Here is a 22,737-nt window from a genome sequence, read left to right on the forward strand (position 1 = left end):
TCAGACAAACCCGCGCAGCAGCACCAGCACCACAATCTGCCCGCGGAAATCCGACAGGCGGATGGTCTGGTCGCGGGTATCCACCAGCTCAAAATCTGGTGCCATTACATTTTCTTGCAGTTGATTAGCCATTGTTTCTCCCTTATTTGGGTTATTTTTTATCCAAAGTTTGAGGAAATCTTAAACCCAACCTCTTAATCTTGCGTTTCCAGACTTTCCATCAATTCTAAAACAGCCTCTGCCGCGCGCCGCCACTGCTCCACCGCCGAAATGCTCGCCGCGCCGTCACCGGGTTGCGTTCCATAGCTACCAAACTGTGCGTGATTTCCTCCCTCAATTTCAAGGAAAACCGCGTTTTCAGGCAGCAAAACGCTGGAAGCCCGGATTTTTTCCACCTGTCCATCCTCACTGCCATACACCGATAACACGTGTAGACCGCTCTGGGTCAGGTCGTTTTGATCGGCGGGGTACGAGCCCCACAAAACCAACCCATCAACCTGATCAGCACGGTCGGCTGCAAATTCAGCCGCCATCGCCCCGCCCAGCGAATGCCCGCCCACCACCCACTGCTCAATTTGCGGATAAGCGTAGATGATTTCTTGGGCGCGGTTGGGGCTGAACACCGCCAGGTTGAGCGGCATCGCCGGCAGCGCCACCAGCACCCCTCCGCGCGCGATTTCTTTCAACGTCGGGGCATAAGCGCGGTAATCCACCCGCCCACCCGGATAAAACACCAATCCTTTTGTGGGAAAATCCCCAACGGGCGCGAAGACAATCACCCCCGGCATCTGCGACACCGTTACCTGCGCGTCGGACTGCAGCGCCGCCAGCGCGGCATCATCGGGCCCCAGCGGAGTAGACCCCCACACCACAAACCCCACCACGGCCAGCAAAAGGATTCCCAGAGCGATGACCAGCACCTTTTTCAACTTCATCTGCCTTCTCCTCATTCGATGTCTCATCCATAATCATAATCCCACCTATTGGCGGGCACAAGACAAATTATATACAAAGTTTGTACAATTTGGAGAATTTATTCCAGCAGGCTTCTTGCGGTCTGCCAGACCTCATCAAACATCACTTCCGTCAGACGGCCGGTCTGGGTATTCTGGCGGCTGGGGTGATAAGAAGTGATCACCCACGGCAGCCTACCCGGCAGGCGGTGCAGGCGCGCGTGGACAAATTCCAGCCGGTTGATCCCCCACAACCGTGAAAGGCGCTCAAAAGCGATGCGTCCCAGCGCCACCACGCCCTGCATCTGGGTCAGCAGACGCAGCTCGGCTTGCAGATAGGGCTGGCAGGTGTTCAGCTCGTGCGGGGTAGGTTTATTGTCCGGCGGCGCGCAGCGTCCCACCGCGGTGATGAACACGTCCTTCAACTCCAACCCATCCCCCACCCGCCTGGAGGTTGGCTGGCTGGCAAACCCGGCGCGAAATAATGCCGGGTATAAAAAATCGCCCGAAGCGTCGCCGGTGAACATGCGCCCGGTGCGGTTGGACCCGTGCGCCCCCGGCGCCAACCCCACCACCAGCAGGCGCGCGTGGGGGTCGCCAAATCCGGGCACCGGCCTGCCCCAATAGGTCTCCTCGCGGAAGGCGCGCCGCCGCGTGGCAGCCACCTCTTCGCGCCAGGCCACCAGCCGCGGACAGGCCCGGCAGTTCACCAGGCAGGCTTCCAATTCCGCCAGTGAAAGACAGGTTTCGGGGTCTGAGCAGTTGTCGTTATCAGAGATAGCCATGGTCGTCAGTCAAGCAACATCGCGTCGCCAAACGAGAAAAAGCGGTAGCCATGCTGTTTGGCTATTTCATACGCCGCCAGCACCCGCTCGCGCCCGGCAAAAGCCGAAACCAGCATCAGCAAAGTTGAGCGGGGTAAGTGGAAGTTGGTGATCATCACGTCCACCGCGCGAAAGGTGTAACCCGGCAGAATAAACAAATCGGTTGGGCCGGCAAACGGGGACACAATTTCGTCTGCTTTGGCATGGCGCGCCGCGCTTTCCAGCGTGCGCACGCTGGTCGTCCCCACCGCGATCACCCGCCCGCCCGATTGTTTCGTCTTGCGGATGGCTGCGGCGGTTTCTTCGCCCAGCTCGCACCACTCCGTGTGGATTTGATGCTCGCGCGGGTCGTCCTCATGCACCGGTTGGAAGGTATCCAGGCCCACATGCAGGGTTACCCCGGCAAACGCGACGCCCTGCTGTTCCAGCTGCGCGATCAATTCAGGGGTAAAATGCAGCCCCGCCGTGGGCGCGGCAGCCGATCCGGGCGTCTGGCTGTAAACCGTCTGGTAGCGCTCGGGGTCATCCAGTCGCTCGTGAATATAAGGCGGCAGGGGCATGTGCCCCAACCGCTCCAAATGCCCTTCCACCGCCTCCTCAAAGCGGATCATGCGCCGCGCGCCGTCCAGTTCGGCTTCAATCACAGCGGTCAGGCCGTCTTCCAGCTTCACTTTTTTGCCGGGCAGCATGCGCTTGCCGCCCACCAGCGCCTCCCAGCGCAGCTCGTCCACACGGCGCAAGAGCAGCAGTTCCACCTTGCCGCCAGTTTCTTTATGCGCGTACAGGCGCGCCGGGATGACGCGCGTGCGGTTAATCACCAGCAGATCGCCCGGCCGCAGGTACTCGCCGATCTGCCAGAACTGCTTGTGTTCCAGCTCGCCGCTGGCGCGGTGCAGCACCAGCAGGCGCGAGGCATGCCTCGGCTCAACCGGGGTTTGGGCAATATATTCCTCGGGGAGGTCGTAATCAAAATCAGATGTTTTCACGATCAAATAAATTGGGTTGTTGCGAATTGGGAGAATAGGGCAGGTTCAAATGCTCATACGCCAGACGGGTGGCCACACGACCCTGCGGCGTGCGGTCTAAAAACCCCAGTTGTAACAAATAGGGTTCGACCACATCCATGATGGTATCCGCTTCCTCGCTGATTGAGGCCGCGATGGTGCCCAGCCCCACCGGCCCACCGTTGTATTTTTCAATGATTGTGCTCAGCACACGCCGGTCCACTTCATCCAGCCCCAACGCGTCCACATTCAGCAGGCTCAGAGCCTCTTCGGCCACCCGGCCGTTGATGAAACCCTCGGCGCGCACCTGGGCGAAATCACGCGCACGGCGCAGCAGGCGCAGCGCCACTCGCGGCGTTCCCCGCGCGCGGCGCGCCACCACGTCCTCGCCGCTTTCATCAATGCCCACATTCATCAGGCTGGCCGCCCGGCGCACAATATGTTTCATCGCCGGCTGGTCGTAATAATCCAGGCGGTAGACCGCGCCAAAACGCGCCCGCAGCGGAGCCGTTACCAGCGCCAGGCGCGTTGTCGCGCCGATGACGGTGAAGCGCGGCAGCTTCAGGCGGATCGAGCGCGCCGCCGGACCCTTGCCGATGACGATATCCAGGGCGAAATCTTCCATCGCCGGGTACAGCACTTCTTCCACGGCGCGCCCCAGGCGGTGAATTTCATCAATGAAGAGAATATCCCCGGCGCGCAAATTGCTCACCACCGCCACCAGGTCGCCAGCGCGTTCTATCGCCGGGCCGGCGGTAACCTTGATATTCACGCCCATCTCGTTGGCCAGCACATGCGCCAGAGTGGTCTTGCCCAGGCCGGGAGGGCCGTAAAAGAGCACATGGTCCATCGCCTCGCCGCGCCGTTTGGCCGCCTCGATCAGAATCGCCAGATTCTCGCGCACCGTATCCTGGCCGATAATCTGCTCCAGCGAGCGCGGGCGCAAAGCGGCATCCACGCGGTCATCGGGCTTGTTTTCCGGGCTGATCAGGCGATTGTTGGCTTCTGTCATGCCAAACATTATACCGCAAACGATCTTATCGAACAAATATTCAAGGTTGCGGCCGCACCCTGCAAGCCCCCCGCTCATCGCGTAGAAATCACGCGCCGGGTCTTTGCCCCGTCCCTGCAGCGCGGGGAAGGGGCGGCGGCGCAGCCGCGGGGATGGGGCATCCCTATCTTCCTGCCTGCGCCCGCCTGGGCGGACAGCCGTCCGCCCCTACCGAAGATTGGGATTCCGCTGTGGATTGGTATTGCGGGTGGATCAATTGCTTTGAATCATGGAATGATCTAATTCCCCGGTAGGGGCGCGAGGCCTCGCGCCCGTTTTTGGGGTGTCGCGCCCGTTTTTGGGGTGTCGCGCCCGTTTTTGGGGTGTCGCGCCCGTTTTTGGGGTGTCGCCACCCGCCTGGGCGGACGGCCGTCCGCCCCTACCGAAGAACCGGCGTTACAAAAAACGCGGGGGGTTGGCTTCCTATTCCGAGCACCGCACCCCACAAACTCCCGCTCTTCACGCAGACATCTTGCGCCGGGTCTTTGCCCCGTCCCTGCAGCGCGGGGAAGGGGCAGCGGCGCAGCCGCGGGGATGGGGTTTCCATTTCTACCAAAATTAATCCGCATCGAATCTGCCATTCTCCTTTATAATAGGGGCAGTCATCCCCTAATTGGAGCGGTCCATGTCAAACGTCCATGTTTCTAACCACCCTCTGGTGGCGCACAAATTAAGCCTGCTGCGCAGCGTCGATACCGAACCCAAGAAATTCCGTGAGGTCGTCCGTGAGCTGGCCATTTTATTGACCTATGAAGCCACCCAGGATCTGGCCACGCGCCAGATTGAAGTGCAAACCCCCCTGGCCAAAACCAGCGGCGCGCACCTGGAACAAAAAATTGGCCTGGTGCCGATTCTACGCGCCGGCCTGGGCATGGTGGAAGGCGTCTGGGAACTGATGCCCTCTTCCGAAGTCTGGCACATTGGCCTCTACCGCGACGAGCGCACCCTGCGCCCGGTGGAATATTACAACAAGCTGCCTCTCGAGCCAACCGTCTCGGTCTGCCTGATCCTCGACCCCATGCTGGCCACCGGCGGATCGGCTGTTGCCACTATGGACGTTCTCAAACGCTGGGGCGCGAAAAAGATTAAATTCGTCGGCCTCATTGGCGCGCCCGAAGGCATCGCCGAAGTGCAGAAGCACCACCCAGACGTGCCGATCTACCTGGCCGCCATCGATGAACGCCTCAACGAAAACGGCTACATCGTCCCCGGCCTGGGAGACGCCGGCGACCGCCAGTTCGGCACCGCCTGACCCATCCCCTTAAAAAAGATCAGCCCCCATTCATCATCAGATGTTGGGGGCTGTTTTTACGAATCGTGTGGGGGTGAAAAACTATCCGCCAATCTGCTGCATACAGCGCCCGTGCGGGGTGATGTGCTCCGCCAGGGTGTGGCCTTCGGGCTTTACGCGCAGCGCCTGCTGCAGAAGGGGCAGAATTGACTCCCCGGCGCGCAGAGCCGGCAGTAGCGGAATTTCCACATCGCTCAACAAGCACGGGCGGATATTCCCATCCGCCGTCAGACGCAGGCGGTTGCATTCCGCGCAGAAATGGTCACCCACCGGTGAGATGAAGCCCACCTTGCCCATTCCGCCCGGCAGAGAATATTCCCGCGCCGGTCCCAAACCCACCTTGCGCGTCAGCGGCTCCAGGTGCAGCGGCTCAAGAATCTGCAGCATCTCTTGAATGGAAATATAGGCGTTTTCCGGTTCTGGGAAGCCCGGCCCCCACGGCGCCTGGTTTTTCACCGGCATCAACTCAATAAAACGCACCGTCCAGGGGTGTTCTTTAGCCAGCAGAGCCATATCCATCAATTCATCATCGTTCACCCCGCGCATGGTCACCACGTTAATCTTGAGCGGCGCCAGGCCAGCTTTCTCTGCGGCGGCAATGCCCTGCCAGACGTTCTCAATGCTGCCAACGCGGGTGATGCGGGTGAATTTATCCGCGTCGAGCGTATCGAGACTTACATTAACGCGCTTCAGCCCCGCTTCCGCCAGTGGTGCAGCCAGGTCAGCCAGTAAAATTCCATTGGTAGTCAGCGACACGTCTTCAATTCCCGGCGTCTCCGCGATCATCCGCACCAGGCGCGGAAGTTCCTTGCGCACCAACGGCTCGCCCCCGGTTAATCGCACCGCGCGCACCCCATATTGGGCCGCTACGCGCACCACCTCGGCGATTTCCTCAAAGTGCATAATTTTCTCATGCCCCAGTTTCTCAACCCCCTCCGGCGGCATGCAGTACACACAGCGCAAATTACAGCGGTCTGTAACCGATATTCTCAGGTATTCGATCTGGCGTCCAAACGTGTCTCGCAGCATTCCAGCTCCTTAGGCAGATCTAATTTTGACAGCTTCGGTGGCATTCAAATTTTACCACAGCCAGGCAGCCCGAAGACTGCTGCGCCCTGAATCGTGAAGTTTATCACTGTTTTATCAGACGAACATCTCAATTCCAGGCTGGGCATGCGCGCGGGCGCATGACAGCCTTCCTTTCCCAAATAAACTCACCCTCGCTCGGGTCGTGTTTCTGGTATGATGATAAAAACAGCCCCGGTTCATTTCTCAAACAGGAGGAGCGTATGGAATCCCTTTCAGAACACGAAAAAACACGCTATGCTCGCCACCTCATCCTGCCTGAAATCGGGCTGGAAGGGCAGCAAAAACTCAAAGCCGCCTCAGTGCTGGTGGTGGGAGCGGGCGGTTTAGGCTCAACGATTTGCATGTTCCTGGCCGCTTCGGGGGTTGGACGCATCGGCGTGATCGACGCCGACACGGTAGACCTCTCCAATTTGCAGCGCCAGGTCATTCACACCACGCCGCGCCTGGGCATGCCCAAAGCCGAATCGGCGCGCGAGCAAATGCTGGCCATCAACCCGGAAATTGAAGTTGCCGCCATCACCCAGCGCTTCACAGCGGAAAACGCCCATGCATTGGCAGAAGGCTATCAGATTTTCGTCGACGGCACCGACAACTTCGCCACCCGCCTGCTGATCAACGACCTGGCCGTGCAAACCCAACGCCCGTTTGTCTACGGCGCGATTTACCATTTTGAAGGCCAGGCCAGCGTGTTCGACGCCAGCCGCGGGCCCTGCTACCGCTGTCTCTTCCCCGGCCAGCCCCCGCGGGACGAGGCCGGTGCGCCGCCCAATGGCATCTTCACCCCTCTGCCCGGCACCATCGCCACCCTCGAAGCCAGTGAAACCATCAAACTGATCACCGGCGTGGGTGAACCGCTCATCGGCCGCCTGCTGCTCTACAACGCTCTGGAAATGACCTTCGAGACCATCCACCTGCAAAAACAGCCCAATTGCCCGGTCTGCGGGCAGCATAAATAATTCCCATCCTGAGGAGAATGCCCCATGAATCGCCACCAAAGACCGTTTGCCATCATCACCCTGATTGCCGCGCTGATGCTGGCCTGCTCCTTCAGCATGCAGCTTACCGACCCCACTGCCACGCCCCAACCGCCAGCCACACTCTCGCCTACCTCGGCTCCAACCGATCCCCCCGCGCCAGCAGACACCGCGACCGCCGTCTTCACGCCCCTGCCCACCATCGCGCCCATGCCCACTCAGGCTGAACCGCCCGCTCTGCAGATTGTTTCCCAGCCCATCTATATTGAAAGCGCTTCCCCCTACTACGTCATCGAAGGCAGCCGCCCGCTGATGCAAAACGCCGGGACCGCCGGAGACACCTTCAACACGCTGGTGCAGCAAATTCTGGACGAGCAGGTCAACAGCTTTACCACCAATCTGGCCGACATCGAAGAATGGCGCGCGGAGAACATGCCCGGCATGGCGAGTACCATGCACTTCGACTATTCGCTGCTCTATAATGACAACGGCATTGTCAGCATTCTGATCAATTTGGATGTCTACGTCGCCGGCGCGGCGCATCCCTCTCCCTTCTCGATCACACTCAACTTTGACCTCACCCGCGGCCGCGACCTGGCCCTGGCCGACCTCTTCACCCCCGGCGCGGACTACCTGGGGCGCATCGCCAACCTGTGTAAAGCCGATCTCAGCACCCGCGAGTACATCGACTATTTGACCGGCGCCGACCCCACGCTCGAAAACTACCGCAGTTGGAACATCACCCCCGATGGATTGCTGATCACCTTCGACGCCTATCAGGTTGCCCCTTACGCTGCCGGGCCGCAAACCGTGCTCATAGAGTACAGCCAGTTAAACGACCTGATCCACCAGACCAGCCCTCTACACAACATTCCGCGATAAGCGCGGCTTGGTGATACAATAACGCTTGCATTTTTTATTTGTAGAGGTCTGGTATGCAAGAGCAGAAAAATTCAAAGAAAATCATCCTGGCCAGCCTGGCCCACCCCGACGACGAAAGTTTTGGCATGGGCGGCACGCTGGCCTTATATGCCCGCCAGGGAGCGGACGTTCATCTGGTGTGTGGCACGCGCGGCGAGGCCGGAGACGTGGACCCCGTTTACATGAACGGATTCCATTCGGTGGCCGAGGTGCGCATGCACGAGTTGAGCTGCGCCGCCAACGCCCTCGGCCTGGCCAGCGTGGAATACTTGGGCTACCGCGATTCGGGCATGCCCGGCTCTCCCGATAACCGCCACCCCCACGCCCTGGTAGCCCAACCAACCGAAGAAGTGGCCCTTAAAATCGTCTACCACATCCGCAAGCTGCGCCCGCAGGTGGTGCTGACCTTTGACCCCATCGGCGGTTACCGCCACCCCGATCACATTGCCATGCACCTGGCCACCGTCCAGGCGTTTGACCTGGCCGCCGACCCGCAGGTGCGCGTGGAAGAGAATCTGCCGCCTTACAAGCCCCAGAAACTGCTCTTTCACGTCATCCCGCGTGGATATCTGCGCGCCGCGGTGCGCCTGATGCGTCTGCTCGGCCAGGACCCCAGCCGCTACGGACGCAACAAAGACATCGACCTGACCGCGCTGGCCAATGTTAATTTCCCGGTGCATGTGGCCATCAATTACCAGCGCGTGGCACGCCAGCAGGAAGACGCCGCCGCCTGCCACGCCAGCCAGGGTGGCCAGCAGAACCGTAACAGCCTGGTGCGCATTCTCCAACGCATGATGAATTCCAAAGTAGACCGGTTCATGCAGGCCTACCCCACCCCGCCCGATGGCTACCTGGCCAAAGATTTGTTTGACGGCGTATCCGTTAATTAAACTGCTTCGGCTGTGGGTTCCCGGCGGTTTAGAAATCGGTTTGACGCGCAGTAGTTGATCCGCCCTCTCCGCCGCCCGACAAGAGAATTTTCTTCTTCCGCAGGGTCGGACGGCCATCGGCTTCATGAAAACAAACCACCCTCCCCTATGCTGAAAAACGCATTTTGGGGAGGGCTTGGGGTGGGGTCCGGCTATATAATACTTACCCCTTCAACATCTCTTTGATTCGTCCCGACACGGCTTTATAAACCGGGCAGCGGTCATACACCGCGCTGAACATCACCACGCCGCCCAAAACCAACAGCAGCCAGTTTTGCGCGCTGAACCAGCCAATCGCCGCCAGCGCCAACCCGGATGCCAGCCGCAGCAGGCGCGTAAAGGCAGACATGCCCCTCACCGCCGGCTCGCCAGTCAGCACCGACTCGAAAAAGGCGGCAATTTCCGGCTCAGGCTGCATGCCCACCCGCCGCGCCACTTCTTTCCCGTCTCGAAACCCCACCATGGTGGGAATCCCCATCACTCTCAGCTCTTGCAGCACTTCCGGGTGATCGTCAGCGTTGATTTTTACCACATCCACCTGGCCCTGGTACTGCTTGCCCACTCGTTCAAACGCGGGCGCCATGGCCTTACAGGGCGTGCACCACGGCGCCCACAGATCCACAATCACCGGTCGTGGATTATTTCGAATTTCATCCAGCGGATTTACCATTTGTTTCACCAGGTTTATTTCTTGTTCGTGCGAATTTTCAGCAGAGCATACGCCGGGCAAAAACCAACCAGGCCGGTCAGCAAAGGAATAAACCCAACCACCTTGAAAACCCATGCCAGCCCGCCGCTGACCGCGCCGCCCCAGCCCATCCACAGTAAAACGGCTCCAACAACTACCCGTAAGATACGATCCCAAGAGGCTTCATTAACCATGTTCTTCATTTTTTCTCTCCTTAAAAAGTTAAGAGCAAAACATTTGTTTACGTTGTATCCATCCATCAGATGCAGCGACTCCAAAAAAAATTCATTTTTGCGGAAACTCTAACCAGGCGTTAATTGAAACGAGGGCGGCCTCAGCCGCCCCCGCCTTTTTCTCTGCTTCTGCAGGGCTTACTCTTCCACAACTTCAGCGTTAATCACCGGCACAAACACCAGCCCCTGCGGGCCAACGTCCACGCGGATGGTATCGCCGCTGTGGAATTCGCCCGAAAGCACTTTGATCGCCAAATGATCTTGCAGCTCGCGCTGGATGGCGCGTTTCAGCGGGCGCGCGCCAAAATCGGGATCATAGCCCGCGTCTGCCAGGTACTGGCTGGCCTCGGGAGTCACCTCCAATTGATAGCCCTTTTCTTGCAGCAGCGCCGCAACCCGCCGCAGTTGAATCGCCACAATGTGCGCCAGGTCTTCCCGCGTCAGCGGATGGAAGACCACCACCTCATCCAGGCGGTTGAGAAACTCGGGGCGGAAGTGCGCCTGCAGCACGCGGATAATTTCCTCACGCTTCACCTCGCGCCCGCTGTTCATCCACAGCTCGCCGCCCAGGTTGCTGGTTAGAATCACCACCGTATTGCGAAAGTCCACCGTGCGCCCGTGCCCATCGGTCAGGCGGCCGTCATCCAGCAGCTGCAGCAGCACGTTAAACACTTCCGGGTGGGCTTTTTCAATTTCATCAAACAGCACCACGCTGTACGGCCGCCGCCGCACGGCTTCGGTCAGCTGGCCGCCTTCATCGTAACCTACATAACCGGGAGGCGCGCCCACCAGGCGCGAGACGGTGTGCTTCTCCTGGTATTCACTCATATCAATGCGGATCATGGCGTGCTCTTCGTCAAACAGAAACTCCGCCAGCGCGCGCGCCAGTTCGGTTTTACCCACGCCAGTCGGCCCCAGGAAGATGAAGGAGCCAATCGGCCGGTTGGGATCTTGCAGCCCGGCGCGCGAGCGCCGCACCGCGTTCGAGACAGCCGCGATGGCCTCATCCTGCCCCACCACGCGCTGGTGCAGGCGTTCTTCCATGTGCAGCAGTTTCTGCATTTCGCCTTCCATCAACCGCGAGACCGGGATGCCCGTCCAGCGCGAGACGATCTCGGCAATCTCTTCATCGTCCACTTCTTCTTTCAGCAGCGCGCCTTCCCCCTGCAGCTCCTTCAGGTGCTGCTCAGCCTGCGCGCGCTGTTTCTGCAGAGCGGGCAGCTCGCCGTATTTGAGGCGCGCGGCCTGTTCCAGGTCGGCCTGGCGCTCGGCCTGCTCGATTTGCGTATCCACCTGCTCCATCTTTTCCTTGATGGCCTGCAAAGCGGCGATGGCCTCTTTTTCGGTTCTCCAGCGGGTGTTAAGCTGGCTCTGTTTTTCACGCGCGTCGGCCAGTTCTTTTTCAATCTTCTCCAGCCGCTCGCGAGATGCCTTGTCTTTTTCCTTTTGCAGCGCCTGGCGCTCAATTTCCAACTGCATCATCTGCCGGTCGACTTCATCCAGCGGCTGCGGCTTCGAATCGATTTCAGTGCGCAGGCGCGCCGCGGCCTCGTCGATCAGGTCAATGGCTTTATCGGGTAGATGGCGGTCCGTGATATAGCGGTGAGACAATGCCGCAGCGGCGATCACCGCCGGGTCGGTGATGCGCACGCCGTGATGCACTTCGTAGCGCTGTTTTAGCCCGCGCAGAATGCTGATCGTGTCGCTGACCGAAGGCTCTTCCACCAGCACCGGCTGAAAACGCCGTTCCAGCGCCGGGTCTTTTTCCACATATTTACGGTACTCATCAATCGTGGTCGCGCCGATCAGATGCAGCTCGCCGCGTGCCAGCATCGGTTTGAGCATGTTACCGGCATCCATCGCGCCCTCAGCCGCGCCAGCGCCAACCACGGTGTGCATTTCGTCCACAAATAAAATCACTTCGCCCGCCGAATCGGTGATCTCTTTCAGCACCGCTTTCAGGCGCTCTTCAAACTCACCGCGGTATTTCGCCCCGGCCACCAGCGCGCCCATATCCAGTTGGATCAGGCGCTTGCGCTTTAAGCCTTCGGGCACATCGCCCTTAACAATCCGCTGCGCCAATCCTTCCACAATGGCGGTTTTGCCCACGCCGGGGTCACCAATCAGCGCCGGGTTATTCTTGGTGCGCCGCGAGAGAATCTGCACCGTGCGGCGGATTTCTTCATCGCGGCCCACCACCGGGTCTAGTTTGCCCTGGCGCGCCATGGCCGTCAGATCGCGGCCATATTTTTCCAGCGCCTGGTAGGTGCTCTCCGGGTTCTGAGACGTAACCCGCTGCGTTCCGCGCACGCTGGCCAGCGCTTTGAGAATATTGTCTTTGGTCAGGCCATACTCTCCCAACCGTTTTCCTTCCACCGATTCGCTTAACCCCAATAAGATATGCTCTGTGGAAACATATTCATCTTTCATGCCCTTGGCAATCCGCTCTGAGGCCGTCAGCACGTCGCTGGCCTGCCGCGACAGGCCCACCTGCACATTGCCGCCGTACACTTTGGGACGGTTGTCCAGGTCTTTTTCAACTTCTTCTTGAAGCGCCACCGCGCTGCCGGCCACCCGCGTAACCACCGCCGGCACCACGCCATCTGCCTGACGCAGCAGCGCCAGCAGCAAATGAGCCGGTTCAATGGTCTGATGTTGAAGTTCCTGCGCCAGGCGCTGCGCGTCCATCAGCGCTTCTTGCGCCTTTTCTGTGTAACGTTCCAGATTCATGGTTCACTCCTCCCAATCAACAAATAAAACTTCTCCATCGCGTTGATGGAGGCTTCATCTATTTACTTTAGGCCCAAACTGTAAACCCTTTATTAATAAATTGTCAGAAGGATATAGGAAAATCAGCCATGCCAGTAAAAAGAAGCTGTTTTACGTCTCATAAGCCAGCTCCACCCCCAGCCAGCGGCACAGCAGCCGGCGCAGCAGACCCAGTGGTAGCAGCAGAATGGCGTGCAGCACCAGGCTCACGCCAAATGCCACCGCCAGGCTGCCGCAGGCGCGGTTCACCAGCGGCAGCAGCCAGGTTTGCAGCCAGTTGCCCGCCCCGGCCAGCAGCGCGGCGCCCAGCAGCGCGGCCGCCAGCAGAAGCACCGGCAGCCAGGCGTAACGGTCTGATGCCGAGGGCAGCATGGTGGCGCTGATGGTGAAGGCCAAGTAAAACCACAGCCAGAAATCGGGCAGCCGCGGCAGGCTGATCAACGCCTGCCAGAGCGCTGCCCAATCCCCCGCGCTGAGCAGCCCCGCCAGCGGCGCAAGCCCCAGCGGCTGCCCGCCCAGCCACAACATGACTGCCCCACCGGTGAACAGTGGGGCAGCGCCAATCATCGCGTCGCGGAACAGATCCGACTTTTCAGTTTCTACATAACCAAGCTGCAAGCGGCCGCCGGGCAGCAGGCGTGGAATCAGCGAAAATTTGCCGGTTCGCACGCGTAGCAGCCGGGCAGCCAGAAAATGACTGGATTCATGCAGCAGCACACCGGGAAAAAACAGCAAGGCATACATTGCCAACCCGATCTCCTCGCGGCGGGTCAACAGCACCAATACACCTTGCAGCTCCCGGTGCAGCCAGCGCTGCGCGAACCAAAACGGAATGGCGCAAGCCGCCAGCCAGATGAAACCATCCAGCGCGGAAAACCACACTAGAGCGCGGCCGCCTTGACAATCGCCAGGAAGTCTTCAGCTTTCAAGCTCGCGCCGCCCACCAGGGCGCCGTCGATCTCAGCCTGTCCAAAGAATTCCGCCGCGTTGGAGCCCTTCACGCTGCCGCCATACAGCACGCGCACGGCCTCAGCCGCCGCGCTGCCGAACATCTCTTTCAACGGCACACGGATGGTCTCAAAGATCACTTTGTTGGCCAGGTCGCCGCTGGCAGCCTTGCCGGTGCCAATCGCCCAGATCGGCTCATAGGCCACCACCACTTTGGCGGCTTCTTCGGCGCTCAAACCGGCCATATCGGCCTTTACTTGCCCAACCACCACCTCGTTGGTGCGGCCAGCTTCGTTTTCTTCCAGGGTTTCACCCACGCACATGATCGGCGTCAGGCCGTGCGCCAGAGCGGCTTTGACCTTCTTGTTGACCGTCTCGTCGGTCTCGGCAAAGTACGCGCGCCGCTCGGAGTGGCCAATAATCACATAACCACAGAACTCGGCCACCATCGCCGGAGAAAGCTCGCCCGTGAACGCGCCGCTTTCTTCCCAGTGCAGGTTTTGCGTGCCCACACCCACTTTGCTGCCCTTCACCAGGCCAGAGACGGCCGGCACCGCGGTCGCGGGCGGGCACAGCACAATTTCCACCGCGTCAATCTTGTCCAATTCAGGCAGCATCGCGCCCACCAGGGTGGCCGCTTCTGCGGCTGTCTTATTCATTTTCCAGTTACCGGCTACAAATGGTTTTCGCATCACGCAACTCCTCAATTTAGTTTGATATTTTCGCTCTTTATGAAATCGGCGGGTTCAAATTGAACCCATTCCGGGAGCTTCCATTCAATCAATTCCCGACCTCTACCCCCGTTTTCCACTGACCTTCCATTTTGAGCCAGGTTAAAACGGGATGAGACCTGTTTCAATTTTACCAGAAAGGGATGATAAAAATTTCCACATTTGATGACAAAAATCCACCACCCCGGTGCTTCGGGGTGGTGGAAAAGAGGAGACCTGTAGATTGTTTTATGGACGAAATGGAATTATGCAGTCGCAACCGCTTTGGCAGTCACTTCAATTTCTGGCGGGTGCTGCAGGTGTTTCTTCACCGCACACAGGTCGGCTGTGCGGATCAGTGCCGGTAAATATCGTTCCGGAAAGCCTTCTGGCACCTGGATTTCCAGATCAATCTTGCTCACCATGCCCGTCATCGGATCGCTGTAAGCGCGCTGCACCAATCGGACGCCGTCGGTGGGCAGGTTGCGCTGCTGCAGGAAGCTCAACACATAAATGCCGGCGCAGGCGCCAATGGAAGCCAGAAAGGTCGCAAAGGGAGTCGGTGCCGATCCGCTGCCGCCGCCCATCGGGGGCTGGTCAGTTTTAACAGTGTAAGGTCCGAAGTGCGTATCCACTCGCGCGCCGCCGGGGAAATCAACGATCATTTCCATTTTGCTCATCTCCAATATTTTTTATAAACTTTGTTCACATTGTTGATTTGATGCATGTCGCATAAAAAAGTTACATTATCCACTTTAAGCAAAGCGGAAAAAAAGAGGATAATGAGTTCAATCAACTTAGCTTGTCTTACTCTCGCGGGGTGGATTTTCCTTTCAGGATGGTGATGATCCTGCTTTCAAGAAAGCTCACCGCTACCCGTTCACCTGCCTCAAGATTACGAAGATATTCATGTTCAGACAAGACTTTTCTCAGCTTGCCATTTTTGACGGATTAACCACAGGCCAGTTGTCGCAATTGGAGCCGTTCTTCGAGCGCGTCCACTTCAAGGCCGGGCAGATTGTGTTTGATCAGGGAAGCGATGCAAATCACCTATACATCTTGTTGACGGGCAAAGTGGAAGTAGTGTATAAACCATACGACGGCCCACCGCTCACTGTCGCGCGGATCAACGACGGCGGCGTGTTTGGGTGGTCTGCCGCCCTGGGCCGTGAGGCGTATACATCTGCCGCCATCAGCACAGAGAATGGAGAAGCCATTCGCCTGAGCGTCGCCAATCTTCGTCAGCTTTGCGAAAAATCTCCTCAAATTGGCTCGGCCTTTTTAGACCGGTTGGCGGGTGTTATCGCCGAAAGAATTCAAAACACCCATGACCAGGTGCTGGCCATTCTCACCCAGGGAATGGAGACCAATTCAGATTGTCAGGAAGAGGGAGAGGGCTGAACAGATGAGCGAAAAACCGACTGAGAAATTCACCATCGAAGAGCAGTTAAAAGGGTTGATTGAAACTCTGGATTCTTATATCGCCCAATACCACGGCGGTTCCGTGGAGCTGGTAGAATTCAAAGATAACAAAGTCAAAGTCCACATGGGCGGCGCGTGCGAAGAATGCCCGGTTTCCCCCGAAATTGGCATTCGCTGGGTAGCCGGGACGATCAAACAATTCTTCCCGGAAATTGAATCGATTGAACGAGTATAAAACCCCCTTTGGAGATCAAACGACGGCGCGCTGGCGCCGTCGTGTTGTTTTCTCACTGCGCTATGCTCCGCGCTCTATTCAATAAACACTTCCACGTGTTCTCCGTCTTGATCGTCAAACACGTCCACGATTTTTCCGGTTGTCCCCGATTCCACCATCTTCATCAGTTGCTGTATATCCAGGCCTTCCACCTCTGGCGAAAAGCGCGCCCCCATTTTTGCGCCTGCCATCACCACACTGATTGGCAAACGAACGTTGACGCGCGTTTTTCCCGAGTCGACATCCGTTACCATCACACGAAAGAAGCGGGCTGCTGCCGGGCCTCCGCTAACTTTATCGGCTTTCTCGGCTTTGGCTGCCTTCCGGTCGACCTGGTCAAGCGCGTTGAGCAGCTGCATGCCTTCTTCCGCGCTGATCTTGCCTTCCTGGATCATATTCAAAATTTTCATCCGCTCTTCGCTGGTGGTCATTCGCCTGCCTCTACTGTTAGGTCGCGCTTTCGTTGCGCTGTTCCCATTCCTTTACCGCCTCACGGATCAACTTCTGGGCGTCCGGGTAGGGAACAGCATCGATTCCATCAAATTTTTCAATTCCAACCCACACAATCACCCCGCGGTGCATATCATCAGCCAGGCTGATGGTTTTATTGGTGCCGGCCAGCTTCTCCTGCAAAATCTCGTTAATCTGGCCAACAATGGTGGTGGGGCGGGGACGCAGCTCTTGCCCAAGCTCGGCGGCCATCACCGGCGCAGAACCGGCTTGCGGCGCCGCTGAGGGCGGTTCTTCGGTGGAAATGCCCACGATCCCATTCAGACGGGCTTCGCTCTCCCGCGCGATATCAATCGCGGGCGGCGCCTGAAGCTCAGGAGCAACCGGTTGGGTGGGCCTTTCCACACCCAGCCAGCGCAGCCAATCTTCGGCCAGGCCACGCAATTCGCTTTTCAGGCTCTCTTCCATCTCTGAAGACTTAGTGTAATACTTTTCATCAATGAACACCACCAATTGCTGGTTGGTCCTCAGACGGAACAATTCCAGAATGGGCTCCAGGCGGCTCGGAATTTTTCGCGCGGGGGGTTCTTCCTTTTCCTCCGTTTTTTCCCGGTTTGACCAGGCAATCGCCACCAACGCTCCGCCAATGAACCCAACGGTTACAAAAACCAACGCCAGAATTAAGATGCTTCCCAGAGACGGCATATTCCCTCACTTTGCAATCTCGAATCAGAAAAAAGACCTCAACTTTCACTTCCTAAACGGCTGGCTGGCAGACCGGGCAGTAATGCGTGCCGCGCTGCCCCACCACCATCCGCTGAACCGCATGCCCGCAGACCGGGCAGGCCTTGCCGGTGCGCTGGTACACTCGAAAGTAATTCTGGAAATCGCCGCCGCGGTACACCCAGTCAATACTGGCGCCGTTCCGGCGAATTCCCTCCTCTAATACCCAGCGGATCGCATTTAATAATACTTCAGCTTGCCCAACGGTTAAACGATCGGATGCCATTAAAGGATGCAGCCGGGCCATATGCAGCGCTCCATCGGTGTAAATATTGCCCAGCCCGGCCAAAAAAGTCTGATCGAGCAGCAGCGGTTTCAACTGGCGTTTCTTTGAAACCAGCCGCTGGTAAAAGCTTTGCACTGTGAGGGTTGGAGAGAACGGCTCTGGGCCCAGCTCTCCCACCACGTCTTGTGGGTCGGCTGTGAGCCAGACCCGGCCAAATTTTCGGGGATCATTAAACACCAACCGCAAGCCGTCCTCAAACCAGAACAGCGCGCGGTCGTGTGGCTGTAAACCTTCCAGCGGCCCGCCTTCCGGACTTCGCTCCACCCGCAGGTCTCCGCTCATGCGCAGATGCAGCAACAGTGTGTCGCTGGTCAACGGCAGGAGAATATATTTACCTCTGCGCTCCACACCGCGAACAGACTGACCCACGATGCGCCGGGCAAAATCATCCACGGCTGGCGATTGCAGCGCGCGCGGCCACAAAATACAGGCACCGCCTACGCGCTGACCGGGAAGCGCGTCTCCGCCCCGGCCGCCCTCTCGCAGCGCGCAAACAATCGTCTCCACTTCAGGAAGTTCGGGCACTTAATCCGCCTCTACTCGTTGAACATGGCTCCCACGCTGCGCCCTTCATGCGCGCGTAAAATCACCTCGCCAATCAGAGGGGCCATGCTTAAAATCTTAAGCCGGTCGCCAAAGAACTTGGCCTTTTCAGGCGGCAGTGGAATGGTGTCGGTGGTAACAAACTGGGTTACCGGCAGCGCGCCCAGGCGTTCGGCCGCGTTCAGCGACAGAATGGGATGCACAAACACCACATACACATTGCGCGCGCCGCTTTCTTTGAGCAGGTTCACGGCCTGCGCCACCGAGCCACCCGTATCCACCTCATCATCCACCAGAATCACATCTCGCCCGGCCACATCGCCGATCACGGTCAGCGCCTGCGCGTTCGAATCGTTGCGCAGGCGGCGTTTTTCAATAAACGCCATGGGCAGGTTCAGACGCGCGGCATAGTTGCGACCCTTCTTCGCAAAGCCCAGGTCTACGGTAACCACAACCGGGCTGACCATATCGGGCAGCAGCGATTCAAGATAATCCACATGCGTATGGAATGCCGTCAGCACGTCGCCGGGGATGGAGAAGAAGCCCTGAATTTGCCCGGCATGCAAATCGAGGGTGATGTAACGGTCTGCCCCTGCCACCTCGATCATATCTGCCAGCAGCCTGGCGGTAATCGGAATGCGCGGCTGATCTTTTTTATCTGAACGGCCGTACCATAAGTATGGGATCACTGCCGTGATGCGCGCCGCCGAATCAAGCCGCAGGGTTTGCAGCATAATCAGCAGTTCCATCAGGTTGCGGTGAATAGGCGGGGCGGCGGTTTGAATGACATAGCAGTCTTGCCCGCGCACGCTGGTGTGCAGCTTCACAAATAAATTCTCATTGGGGAACTGGATCACGTCCCGCTCGCACAACGGCTGGTTCAGATATTTGGCAATTCCCTGAGACAGATCAGGGCAGGCGGTGCCAGCATACAGCTTCACGTCCCCGTAAAGCATGCGTTCGTGGCGTTGAAAAGAAATAGGCATACCTCTACAACTCCTGCTTAGATAATAGATCGAGCCATTCGCTCTTGAGCACACTCATTAATAACACGTCAATGTATTGGCCATCGCGATAGCGGGCCTGGCGCTGCCGCCCCTCAAGCACAAACCCGGCTTTCTCATAGATGTGAATGGCGCGATCATGGTTTTCTAATACCTGTAGAACAATCCGATTCAGGTTCAGTGTGTTAAACCCATGCCGCAGTAATAATCGGACAGTCTCCTGGCCGTAACCTTGATTCCAGTAAGCTTTATCGCCAATGGACAAACCAATTTCCGCCGAACGATCCCGCATGCTCAAATTATAAAAACCGCAGCTGCCAATCAACTTCCAGCCCTCGCCATCGCGCGCGTCTATCGCGTACTGCTGTTCTTCAGGCTGGCGCTTGAGGTTATTTTCAAACCACTGCTCTTCCGAAGCCAGTGACATGGGCAGATAAACCGACAGGTTTGCCCGCACTTCGGGGTCGTTGAAGAAAGCCACAAAAGATGGCAAATCGCTGCGTTCAACCGCTCTCAAGCGGATTCGTTCGGCGTAGATCATGGTCGCTTCCCTGCTCTATGGTTCCAACCGGTTCGGGCCGCGGAAGAGATAAACCGCGTCGCGCACGTTGGGCAGGTTCAACATCACCATCAGCAAGCGCGATAGGCCCAACCCAAAGCCGCCGTGCGACGGGCAGCCGTAGCGGAAGTAGTTCAGGTAGAATTGGATCGGCCCTTCGGTCAGTCCCTTTTCAAACGCCTGCGTTCGCAGCACCTCAAAGCGGTGCTCGCGCTGCGCGCCGGTGGTAATTTCCAGGCCTTTGGCGATCAGGTCGTAACTGCGCGTCAGGCCGGGGTTCTCGGGGTGCCGCATGTGATAGAACGGCCGCACCGAAATAGGCCAATCAGTTACAAACACGAAATCGTGATTATATTTTTGTTTGATGTAATCACCCAGGGCGCGCTCGCCGCCCGGGTCAATGTCGCCTTTGCGTTCAGCCGGCAGTTCGTAACCCACCGAGCGCAAAATCTCAATCGCCTCGGCCATCGTCACCCGTGGGAAGGGCACGCTTGGGACTTCAAAATCAAACCCAAAGACCTCTTTAATCTCTTCGCCGTGGGCATCCTTCACCTGCTGGTACACATACTGCAGCCAGCGCTCCTGGAAGGCCATCACGTCTTCGTGCGAGTCGACCCACGAAATCTCCACATCCACGCCGGTGAACTCGGTCATGTGGCGCGAAGTAAAGGAAGGATCCGCCCGAAACACCGGGCCGATTTCAAACACTTTTTCAAACCCGGCCGCCATCGCCATTTGTTTGAAAAACTGCGGCGACTGCGCCAGGTAGGCTTTGCGGTCAAAGTAGGCCAGCTCAAACAGCTCCGCGCCGCTTTCGCTGGGCGTGCCCATAATTTTGGGCGAGTGCATCTCAATAAAGCCCTGCTTCATCCAGTAGTCGCGCATGGCCATTTCTGCGGTGGTCTGCACTTTGAAGGTCAGCAGCGACTGCTGGCGGCGCAGGTCCAGGTAGCGCCAGTCCATGCGAAAGTCCACACTGGGCAGCGTATCGTTGAACGGCTCAAACGGCAGCGGGGCTTCGGCCTTGTTGACCACGTCCAGGGTTTCCAGCACCAGCTCCAACCCACCCAATTTCACAATCGGGTTATCCACCACCATGCCGGTCAGGGTAATAGCGCTCTCGCTGCCTAACGTGGAAATGACTTCAGCCAGTTCCGGGTCGGCTTTCTTTTCAAACACCACCTGAACCGCGCCGGTGCGGTCGCGCACCACCAGAAACTGCATTTTCTTTTGATCGCGTAAAACTTGCAGCCAGCCTGAGATTTTCACCTTCTGGCCAATCGCCTGGCGCAAGTCTCCAATAAGGGTTCGTTCCATCCTGATTGTTCTCCTTCAAGACAAAGATTAAGTGCCAAAAAAAGAAGTATACCGTTTTCAGGAACACCAGCCGGCCCGTTTCAGGCAGCCGCCTGTTTCCTGGTCGTTAATAAATCATCCAGCGCCTCAAACGGCGAGAGCTTTCGCCCGGCCATGCGGTTGAGAACCGATTCATAAACCTCAGCCGGGGTATCTTCGCGCCAGCGGCGCACCAACTCGGCGCGGATCAACTCATCCAACCCGGCGCGCAGGCGCTGCGCATCGCGCCGCTGCCACTCCTGGCTGGACTTTAAGAACTGGTAATGATCCAGAATGGCCCAAAAAAGCTCTTCCATTCCCGCGCCGCTCACCGCCACCGTGCTGACAAGCCGCGCCGGCCAGGGTTTGGCCGGAGCCCGTTCCAGCATGGTTTGCAGCGCGCGCCGGGTATTGTCCGCGCCCGCCAGGTCTGCCTTGTTGATCACCAGCACATCCGCGATTTCCAGAATGCCGGCTTTAATCGCCTGAATATCGTCACCCAGACCCGGCGCTTCCACTACCAGGGTGGTATGCGCCAGGCTGGCAATATCCACTTCCGCCTGCCCGGCGCCCACCGTTTCAATCAAAATCACATCGTAACCGGCCGCGTCAAACACCTGCGTTACCGCAGCGGTTTGTACTGCCAGCCCGCCCAGCGCGCCTCGCGAAGCCATAGAGCGAATGAACACCCCGGGGTCACCAGCGCAGTCGCGCATGCGCACCCGGTCTCCCAGCACCGCCCCGCCGGTGAAGGGACTGGTGGGGTCAACCGCCACCACCGCCACCCGCCAGGCAGGCCGCCCATCCGGCGGATTGCGAAATAGTTTTACCAGCCGGTTCACCAGCGAAGACTTGCCCGTCCCCGGAGAACCGGTAATGCCAACCAGGTAAGCCCGCCCCGTGCGAGCGAACAGCGCGTCCAGCCCCGCCCGGCCGGCGGGCGTATCGTTTTCCACGGCGGTCAATAAACGCGAGAGCGCCAACCGATCGCCTGCCAGCACGCCATCCACCAGGTTCATCGCTTGCCGGGCCGTCTTGTTCAGCCTGCCGCTGCGCTGGCAAACAATGCCTGAATGTCAGCCACAATTTCGCCCGTCGCCGCGCCCGGTCCATAGACCGCCGCCACGCCCATTTTCCGCAGGGCAGCCACATCAGCTTCGGGAATGATCCCGCCCACAAACACGCGCACATCCGACTGGCCGTTGGCGGCCAGAAGGTCTAAAACGCGCGGAACCAGCGCCATGTGCGCGCCTGAAAGAATGGACAGGCCAACCACATCCACGTCTTCCTGCAGCGCCGCTTCGGCAATCATTTCGGGCGTCTGCCGCAGGCCGGTGTAAATCACTTCCATGCCCGCGTCGCGCAGCGCCTGCGCCACCACTTTCGCTCCCCGGTCGTGTCCGTCCAGGCCGGGTTTGGCAACCAGAACTCTGATTTTTCGTTCTGTCATTCCGCTCTCCGTGAGATTCTAGAATAACACCATTTAGATTATACCCTGCTATCCTCCTTCCCATGCTGGCAAACATCTTAACAATTTCATTAATGTATCACTTGTTGAAAGGCTCCTCGTCTGGCCGGGTTTTGGCAGGTCAATTCGAGTTGAAGAAAACGCTATACCCCCGGCCTACTCTAGTTGCCCCCTTCCCGTTCTGGTGGTAAACTTCAGTCGGTACTCATCAATCAAATTGAGGTAAGCT

26 protein-coding genes are annotated in these 22,737 nt (G+C 58.3%); 6 read left to right on the top strand and 20 right to left on the bottom strand.

Translation table 11 applies throughout. From position 1 onward, the window contains the following. The 5 genes from ADN00_RS20480 to ruvB all read right to left on the bottom strand — a co-directional run bounded on the left by ADN00_RS20480 (position 1) and on the right by ruvB (position 3,793). Entirely contained in the window at positions 1 to 132 is a 132-nt protein-coding gene (locus tag ADN00_RS20480; RefSeq protein ID WP_082389888.1) for a peroxiredoxin family protein, read from the bottom strand. A gap of 62 nt (positions 133 to 194) precedes the next feature. Beyond that, complete coding sequence (locus ADN00_RS04770; RefSeq protein WP_201781142.1) at positions 195 to 935, bottom strand: alpha/beta hydrolase; 741 nt, start codon at positions 933 to 935, stop codon at positions 195 to 197. A 98-nt stretch (positions 936 to 1,033) separates the two neighbouring features. After that, complete coding sequence (locus ADN00_RS04775; protein ID WP_075061805.1) at positions 1,034 to 1,738, bottom strand: uracil-DNA glycosylase; 705 nt, start codon at positions 1,736 to 1,738, stop codon at positions 1,034 to 1,036. Positions 1,739 to 1,743: 5 nt separating this feature from the next. After that, complete coding sequence (gene queA, locus ADN00_RS04780; protein ID WP_075061806.1) at positions 1,744 to 2,763, bottom strand: tRNA preQ1(34) S-adenosylmethionine ribosyltransferase-isomerase QueA; 1,020 nt, start codon at positions 2,761 to 2,763, stop codon at positions 1,744 to 1,746. Then, on the bottom strand, positions 2,750 to 3,793 hold the full coding sequence (ruvB, locus tag ADN00_RS04785; RefSeq protein ID WP_075061895.1) for a Holliday junction branch migration DNA helicase RuvB: 1,044 nt from the start codon (positions 3,791 to 3,793) through the stop codon (positions 2,750 to 2,752). Before ruvB ends, queA begins: the two co-directional genes overlap by 14 nt. Positions 3,794 to 4,457: 664 nt before the next feature. On the opposite strand from ruvB, the gene upp reads away from it, so the two are divergent. Beyond that, positions 4,458 to 5,084, top strand: coding sequence for a uracil phosphoribosyltransferase (gene upp, locus ADN00_RS04790; protein ID WP_075061807.1), 627 nt, complete (start codon positions 4,458 to 4,460; stop codon positions 5,082 to 5,084). 81 nt (positions 5,085 to 5,165) lie between these two features. On the opposite strand, the gene moaA is transcribed toward upp, so the two are convergent. Next, on the bottom strand, positions 5,166 to 6,152 hold the full coding sequence (gene moaA / locus ADN00_RS04795; protein WP_201781143.1) for a GTP 3',8-cyclase MoaA: 987 nt from the start codon (positions 6,150 to 6,152) through the stop codon (positions 5,166 to 5,168). Between the two features lie 260 nt (positions 6,153 to 6,412). Between moaA and ADN00_RS04800 the strand changes: the two genes are divergently transcribed. The 3 genes from ADN00_RS04800 to ADN00_RS04810 are packed head-to-tail and all read left to right on the top strand — an operon-like array spanning position 6,413 to position 8,997. Next, entirely contained in the window at positions 6,413 to 7,168 is a 756-nt protein-coding gene (locus tag ADN00_RS04800; RefSeq protein WP_075061808.1) for a HesA/MoeB/ThiF family protein, read from the top strand. A 24-nt stretch (positions 7,169 to 7,192) separates the two neighbouring features. Further along, positions 7,193 to 8,068 carry a DUF3298 domain-containing protein gene (locus ADN00_RS20405; protein ID WP_075061809.1) on the top strand — a complete coding sequence of 292 codons (876 nt, stop codon included), beginning with the start codon at positions 7,193 to 7,195 and terminating at the stop codon, positions 8,066 to 8,068. 53 nt (positions 8,069 to 8,121) lie between these two features. Then, a complete protein-coding gene (locus ADN00_RS04810; RefSeq protein WP_075061810.1) occupies positions 8,122 to 8,997 on the top strand; it encodes a PIG-L deacetylase family protein in 876 nt (291 codons plus the stop codon). 202 nt (positions 8,998 to 9,199) lie between these two features. Here the strand turns inward: ADN00_RS04810 and trxA are convergent, their stop codons facing one another. The 6 genes from trxA to ADN00_RS04840 form a co-directional block, all read right to left on the bottom strand. Beyond that, the gene (gene trxA, locus ADN00_RS04815; RefSeq protein ID WP_075061811.1) at positions 9,200 to 9,706 is read right to left on the bottom strand and encodes a thioredoxin; all 507 of its coding nucleotides are present in this window, start codon (positions 9,704 to 9,706) and stop codon (positions 9,200 to 9,202) included. A gap of 14 nt (positions 9,707 to 9,720) precedes the next feature. Next, the gene (locus ADN00_RS04820) at positions 9,721 to 9,927 is read right to left on the bottom strand and encodes a YgaP family membrane protein (protein WP_075061812.1); all 207 of its coding nucleotides are present in this window, start codon (positions 9,925 to 9,927) and stop codon (positions 9,721 to 9,723) included. A 168-nt stretch (positions 9,928 to 10,095) separates the two neighbouring features. Then, positions 10,096 to 12,687, bottom strand: a complete 2,592-nt coding sequence (gene clpB / locus ADN00_RS04825; protein ID WP_075061813.1) for an ATP-dependent chaperone ClpB — start codon at positions 12,685 to 12,687, stop codon at positions 10,096 to 10,098. 150 nt (positions 12,688 to 12,837) lie between these two features. Then, a complete protein-coding gene (locus tag ADN00_RS04830) occupies positions 12,838 to 13,608 on the bottom strand; it encodes a hypothetical protein (protein ID WP_075061814.1) in 771 nt (256 codons plus the stop codon). Then, positions 13,608 to 14,366, bottom strand: a complete 759-nt coding sequence (gene tpiA, locus ADN00_RS04835) for a triose-phosphate isomerase (RefSeq protein ID WP_075061815.1) — start codon at positions 14,364 to 14,366, stop codon at positions 13,608 to 13,610. Before tpiA ends, ADN00_RS04830 begins: the two co-directional genes overlap by 1 nt. Before the next feature lie 284 nt (positions 14,367 to 14,650). Beyond that, positions 14,651 to 15,055 (bottom strand): OsmC family protein, encoded by a 405-nt coding sequence (locus tag ADN00_RS04840; protein ID WP_075061816.1) that lies wholly within the window; start codon positions 15,053 to 15,055, stop codon positions 14,651 to 14,653. A 238-nt stretch (positions 15,056 to 15,293) separates the two neighbouring features. On the opposite strand from ADN00_RS04840, the gene ADN00_RS04845 reads away from it, so the two are divergent. Beyond that, positions 15,294 to 15,785 carry a Crp/Fnr family transcriptional regulator gene (locus ADN00_RS04845; protein ID WP_075061817.1) on the top strand — a complete coding sequence of 164 codons (492 nt, stop codon included), beginning with the start codon at positions 15,294 to 15,296 and terminating at the stop codon, positions 15,783 to 15,785. A 4-nt stretch (positions 15,786 to 15,789) separates the two neighbouring features. After that, positions 15,790 to 16,041: a NifU family protein gene (locus ADN00_RS04850; RefSeq protein ID WP_075061818.1), complete on the top strand. Its 252-nt coding sequence runs from the start codon at positions 15,790 to 15,792 to the stop codon at positions 16,039 to 16,041. 74 nt (positions 16,042 to 16,115) lie between these two features. Here the strand turns inward: ADN00_RS04850 and ADN00_RS04855 are convergent, their stop codons facing one another. From ADN00_RS04855 to ADN00_RS04890, 8 genes are all read right to left on the bottom strand, one after another. After that, a complete protein-coding gene (locus ADN00_RS04855; RefSeq protein WP_075061819.1) occupies positions 16,116 to 16,511 on the bottom strand; it encodes an SHOCT-like domain-containing protein in 396 nt (131 codons plus the stop codon). Between the two features lie 16 nt (positions 16,512 to 16,527). Continuing rightward, complete coding sequence (locus tag ADN00_RS04860) at positions 16,528 to 17,235, bottom strand: hypothetical protein (RefSeq protein ID WP_075061820.1); 708 nt, start codon at positions 17,233 to 17,235, stop codon at positions 16,528 to 16,530. 52 nt (positions 17,236 to 17,287) lie between these two features. Continuing rightward, the gene (gene mutM / locus ADN00_RS04865) at positions 17,288 to 18,124 is read right to left on the bottom strand and encodes a bifunctional DNA-formamidopyrimidine glycosylase/DNA-(apurinic or apyrimidinic site) lyase (protein WP_075061821.1); all 837 of its coding nucleotides are present in this window, start codon (positions 18,122 to 18,124) and stop codon (positions 17,288 to 17,290) included. Between the two features lie 11 nt (positions 18,125 to 18,135). Further along, entirely contained in the window at positions 18,136 to 19,128 is a 993-nt protein-coding gene (locus ADN00_RS04870) for a ribose-phosphate diphosphokinase (protein WP_236691476.1), read from the bottom strand. Positions 19,129 to 19,132: 4 nt separating this feature from the next. Further along, positions 19,133 to 19,687 carry a GNAT family N-acetyltransferase gene (locus ADN00_RS04875; protein WP_075061822.1) on the bottom strand — a complete coding sequence of 185 codons (555 nt, stop codon included), beginning with the start codon at positions 19,685 to 19,687 and terminating at the stop codon, positions 19,133 to 19,135. A gap of 15 nt (positions 19,688 to 19,702) precedes the next feature. Next, positions 19,703 to 21,022, bottom strand: a complete 1,320-nt coding sequence (gene aspS / locus ADN00_RS04880; RefSeq protein ID WP_075061823.1) for an aspartate--tRNA(Asn) ligase — start codon at positions 21,020 to 21,022, stop codon at positions 19,703 to 19,705. Between the two features lie 80 nt (positions 21,023 to 21,102). Further along, positions 21,103 to 22,059 carry a methylmalonyl Co-A mutase-associated GTPase MeaB gene (meaB, locus tag ADN00_RS04885; RefSeq protein WP_075061824.1) on the bottom strand — a complete coding sequence of 319 codons (957 nt, stop codon included), beginning with the start codon at positions 22,057 to 22,059 and terminating at the stop codon, positions 21,103 to 21,105. A 20-nt stretch (positions 22,060 to 22,079) separates the two neighbouring features. Then, positions 22,080 to 22,490 (bottom strand): cobalamin B12-binding domain-containing protein, encoded by a 411-nt coding sequence (locus ADN00_RS04890; protein WP_075061825.1) that lies wholly within the window; start codon positions 22,488 to 22,490, stop codon positions 22,080 to 22,082. Between the last annotated feature and the right edge of the window lie 247 nt (positions 22,491 to 22,737).

Source organism: Ornatilinea apprima, assembly GCF_001306115.1.
Classification (GTDB): Bacteria; Chloroflexota; Anaerolineae; order Anaerolineales; family Anaerolineaceae; genus Ornatilinea; species Ornatilinea apprima.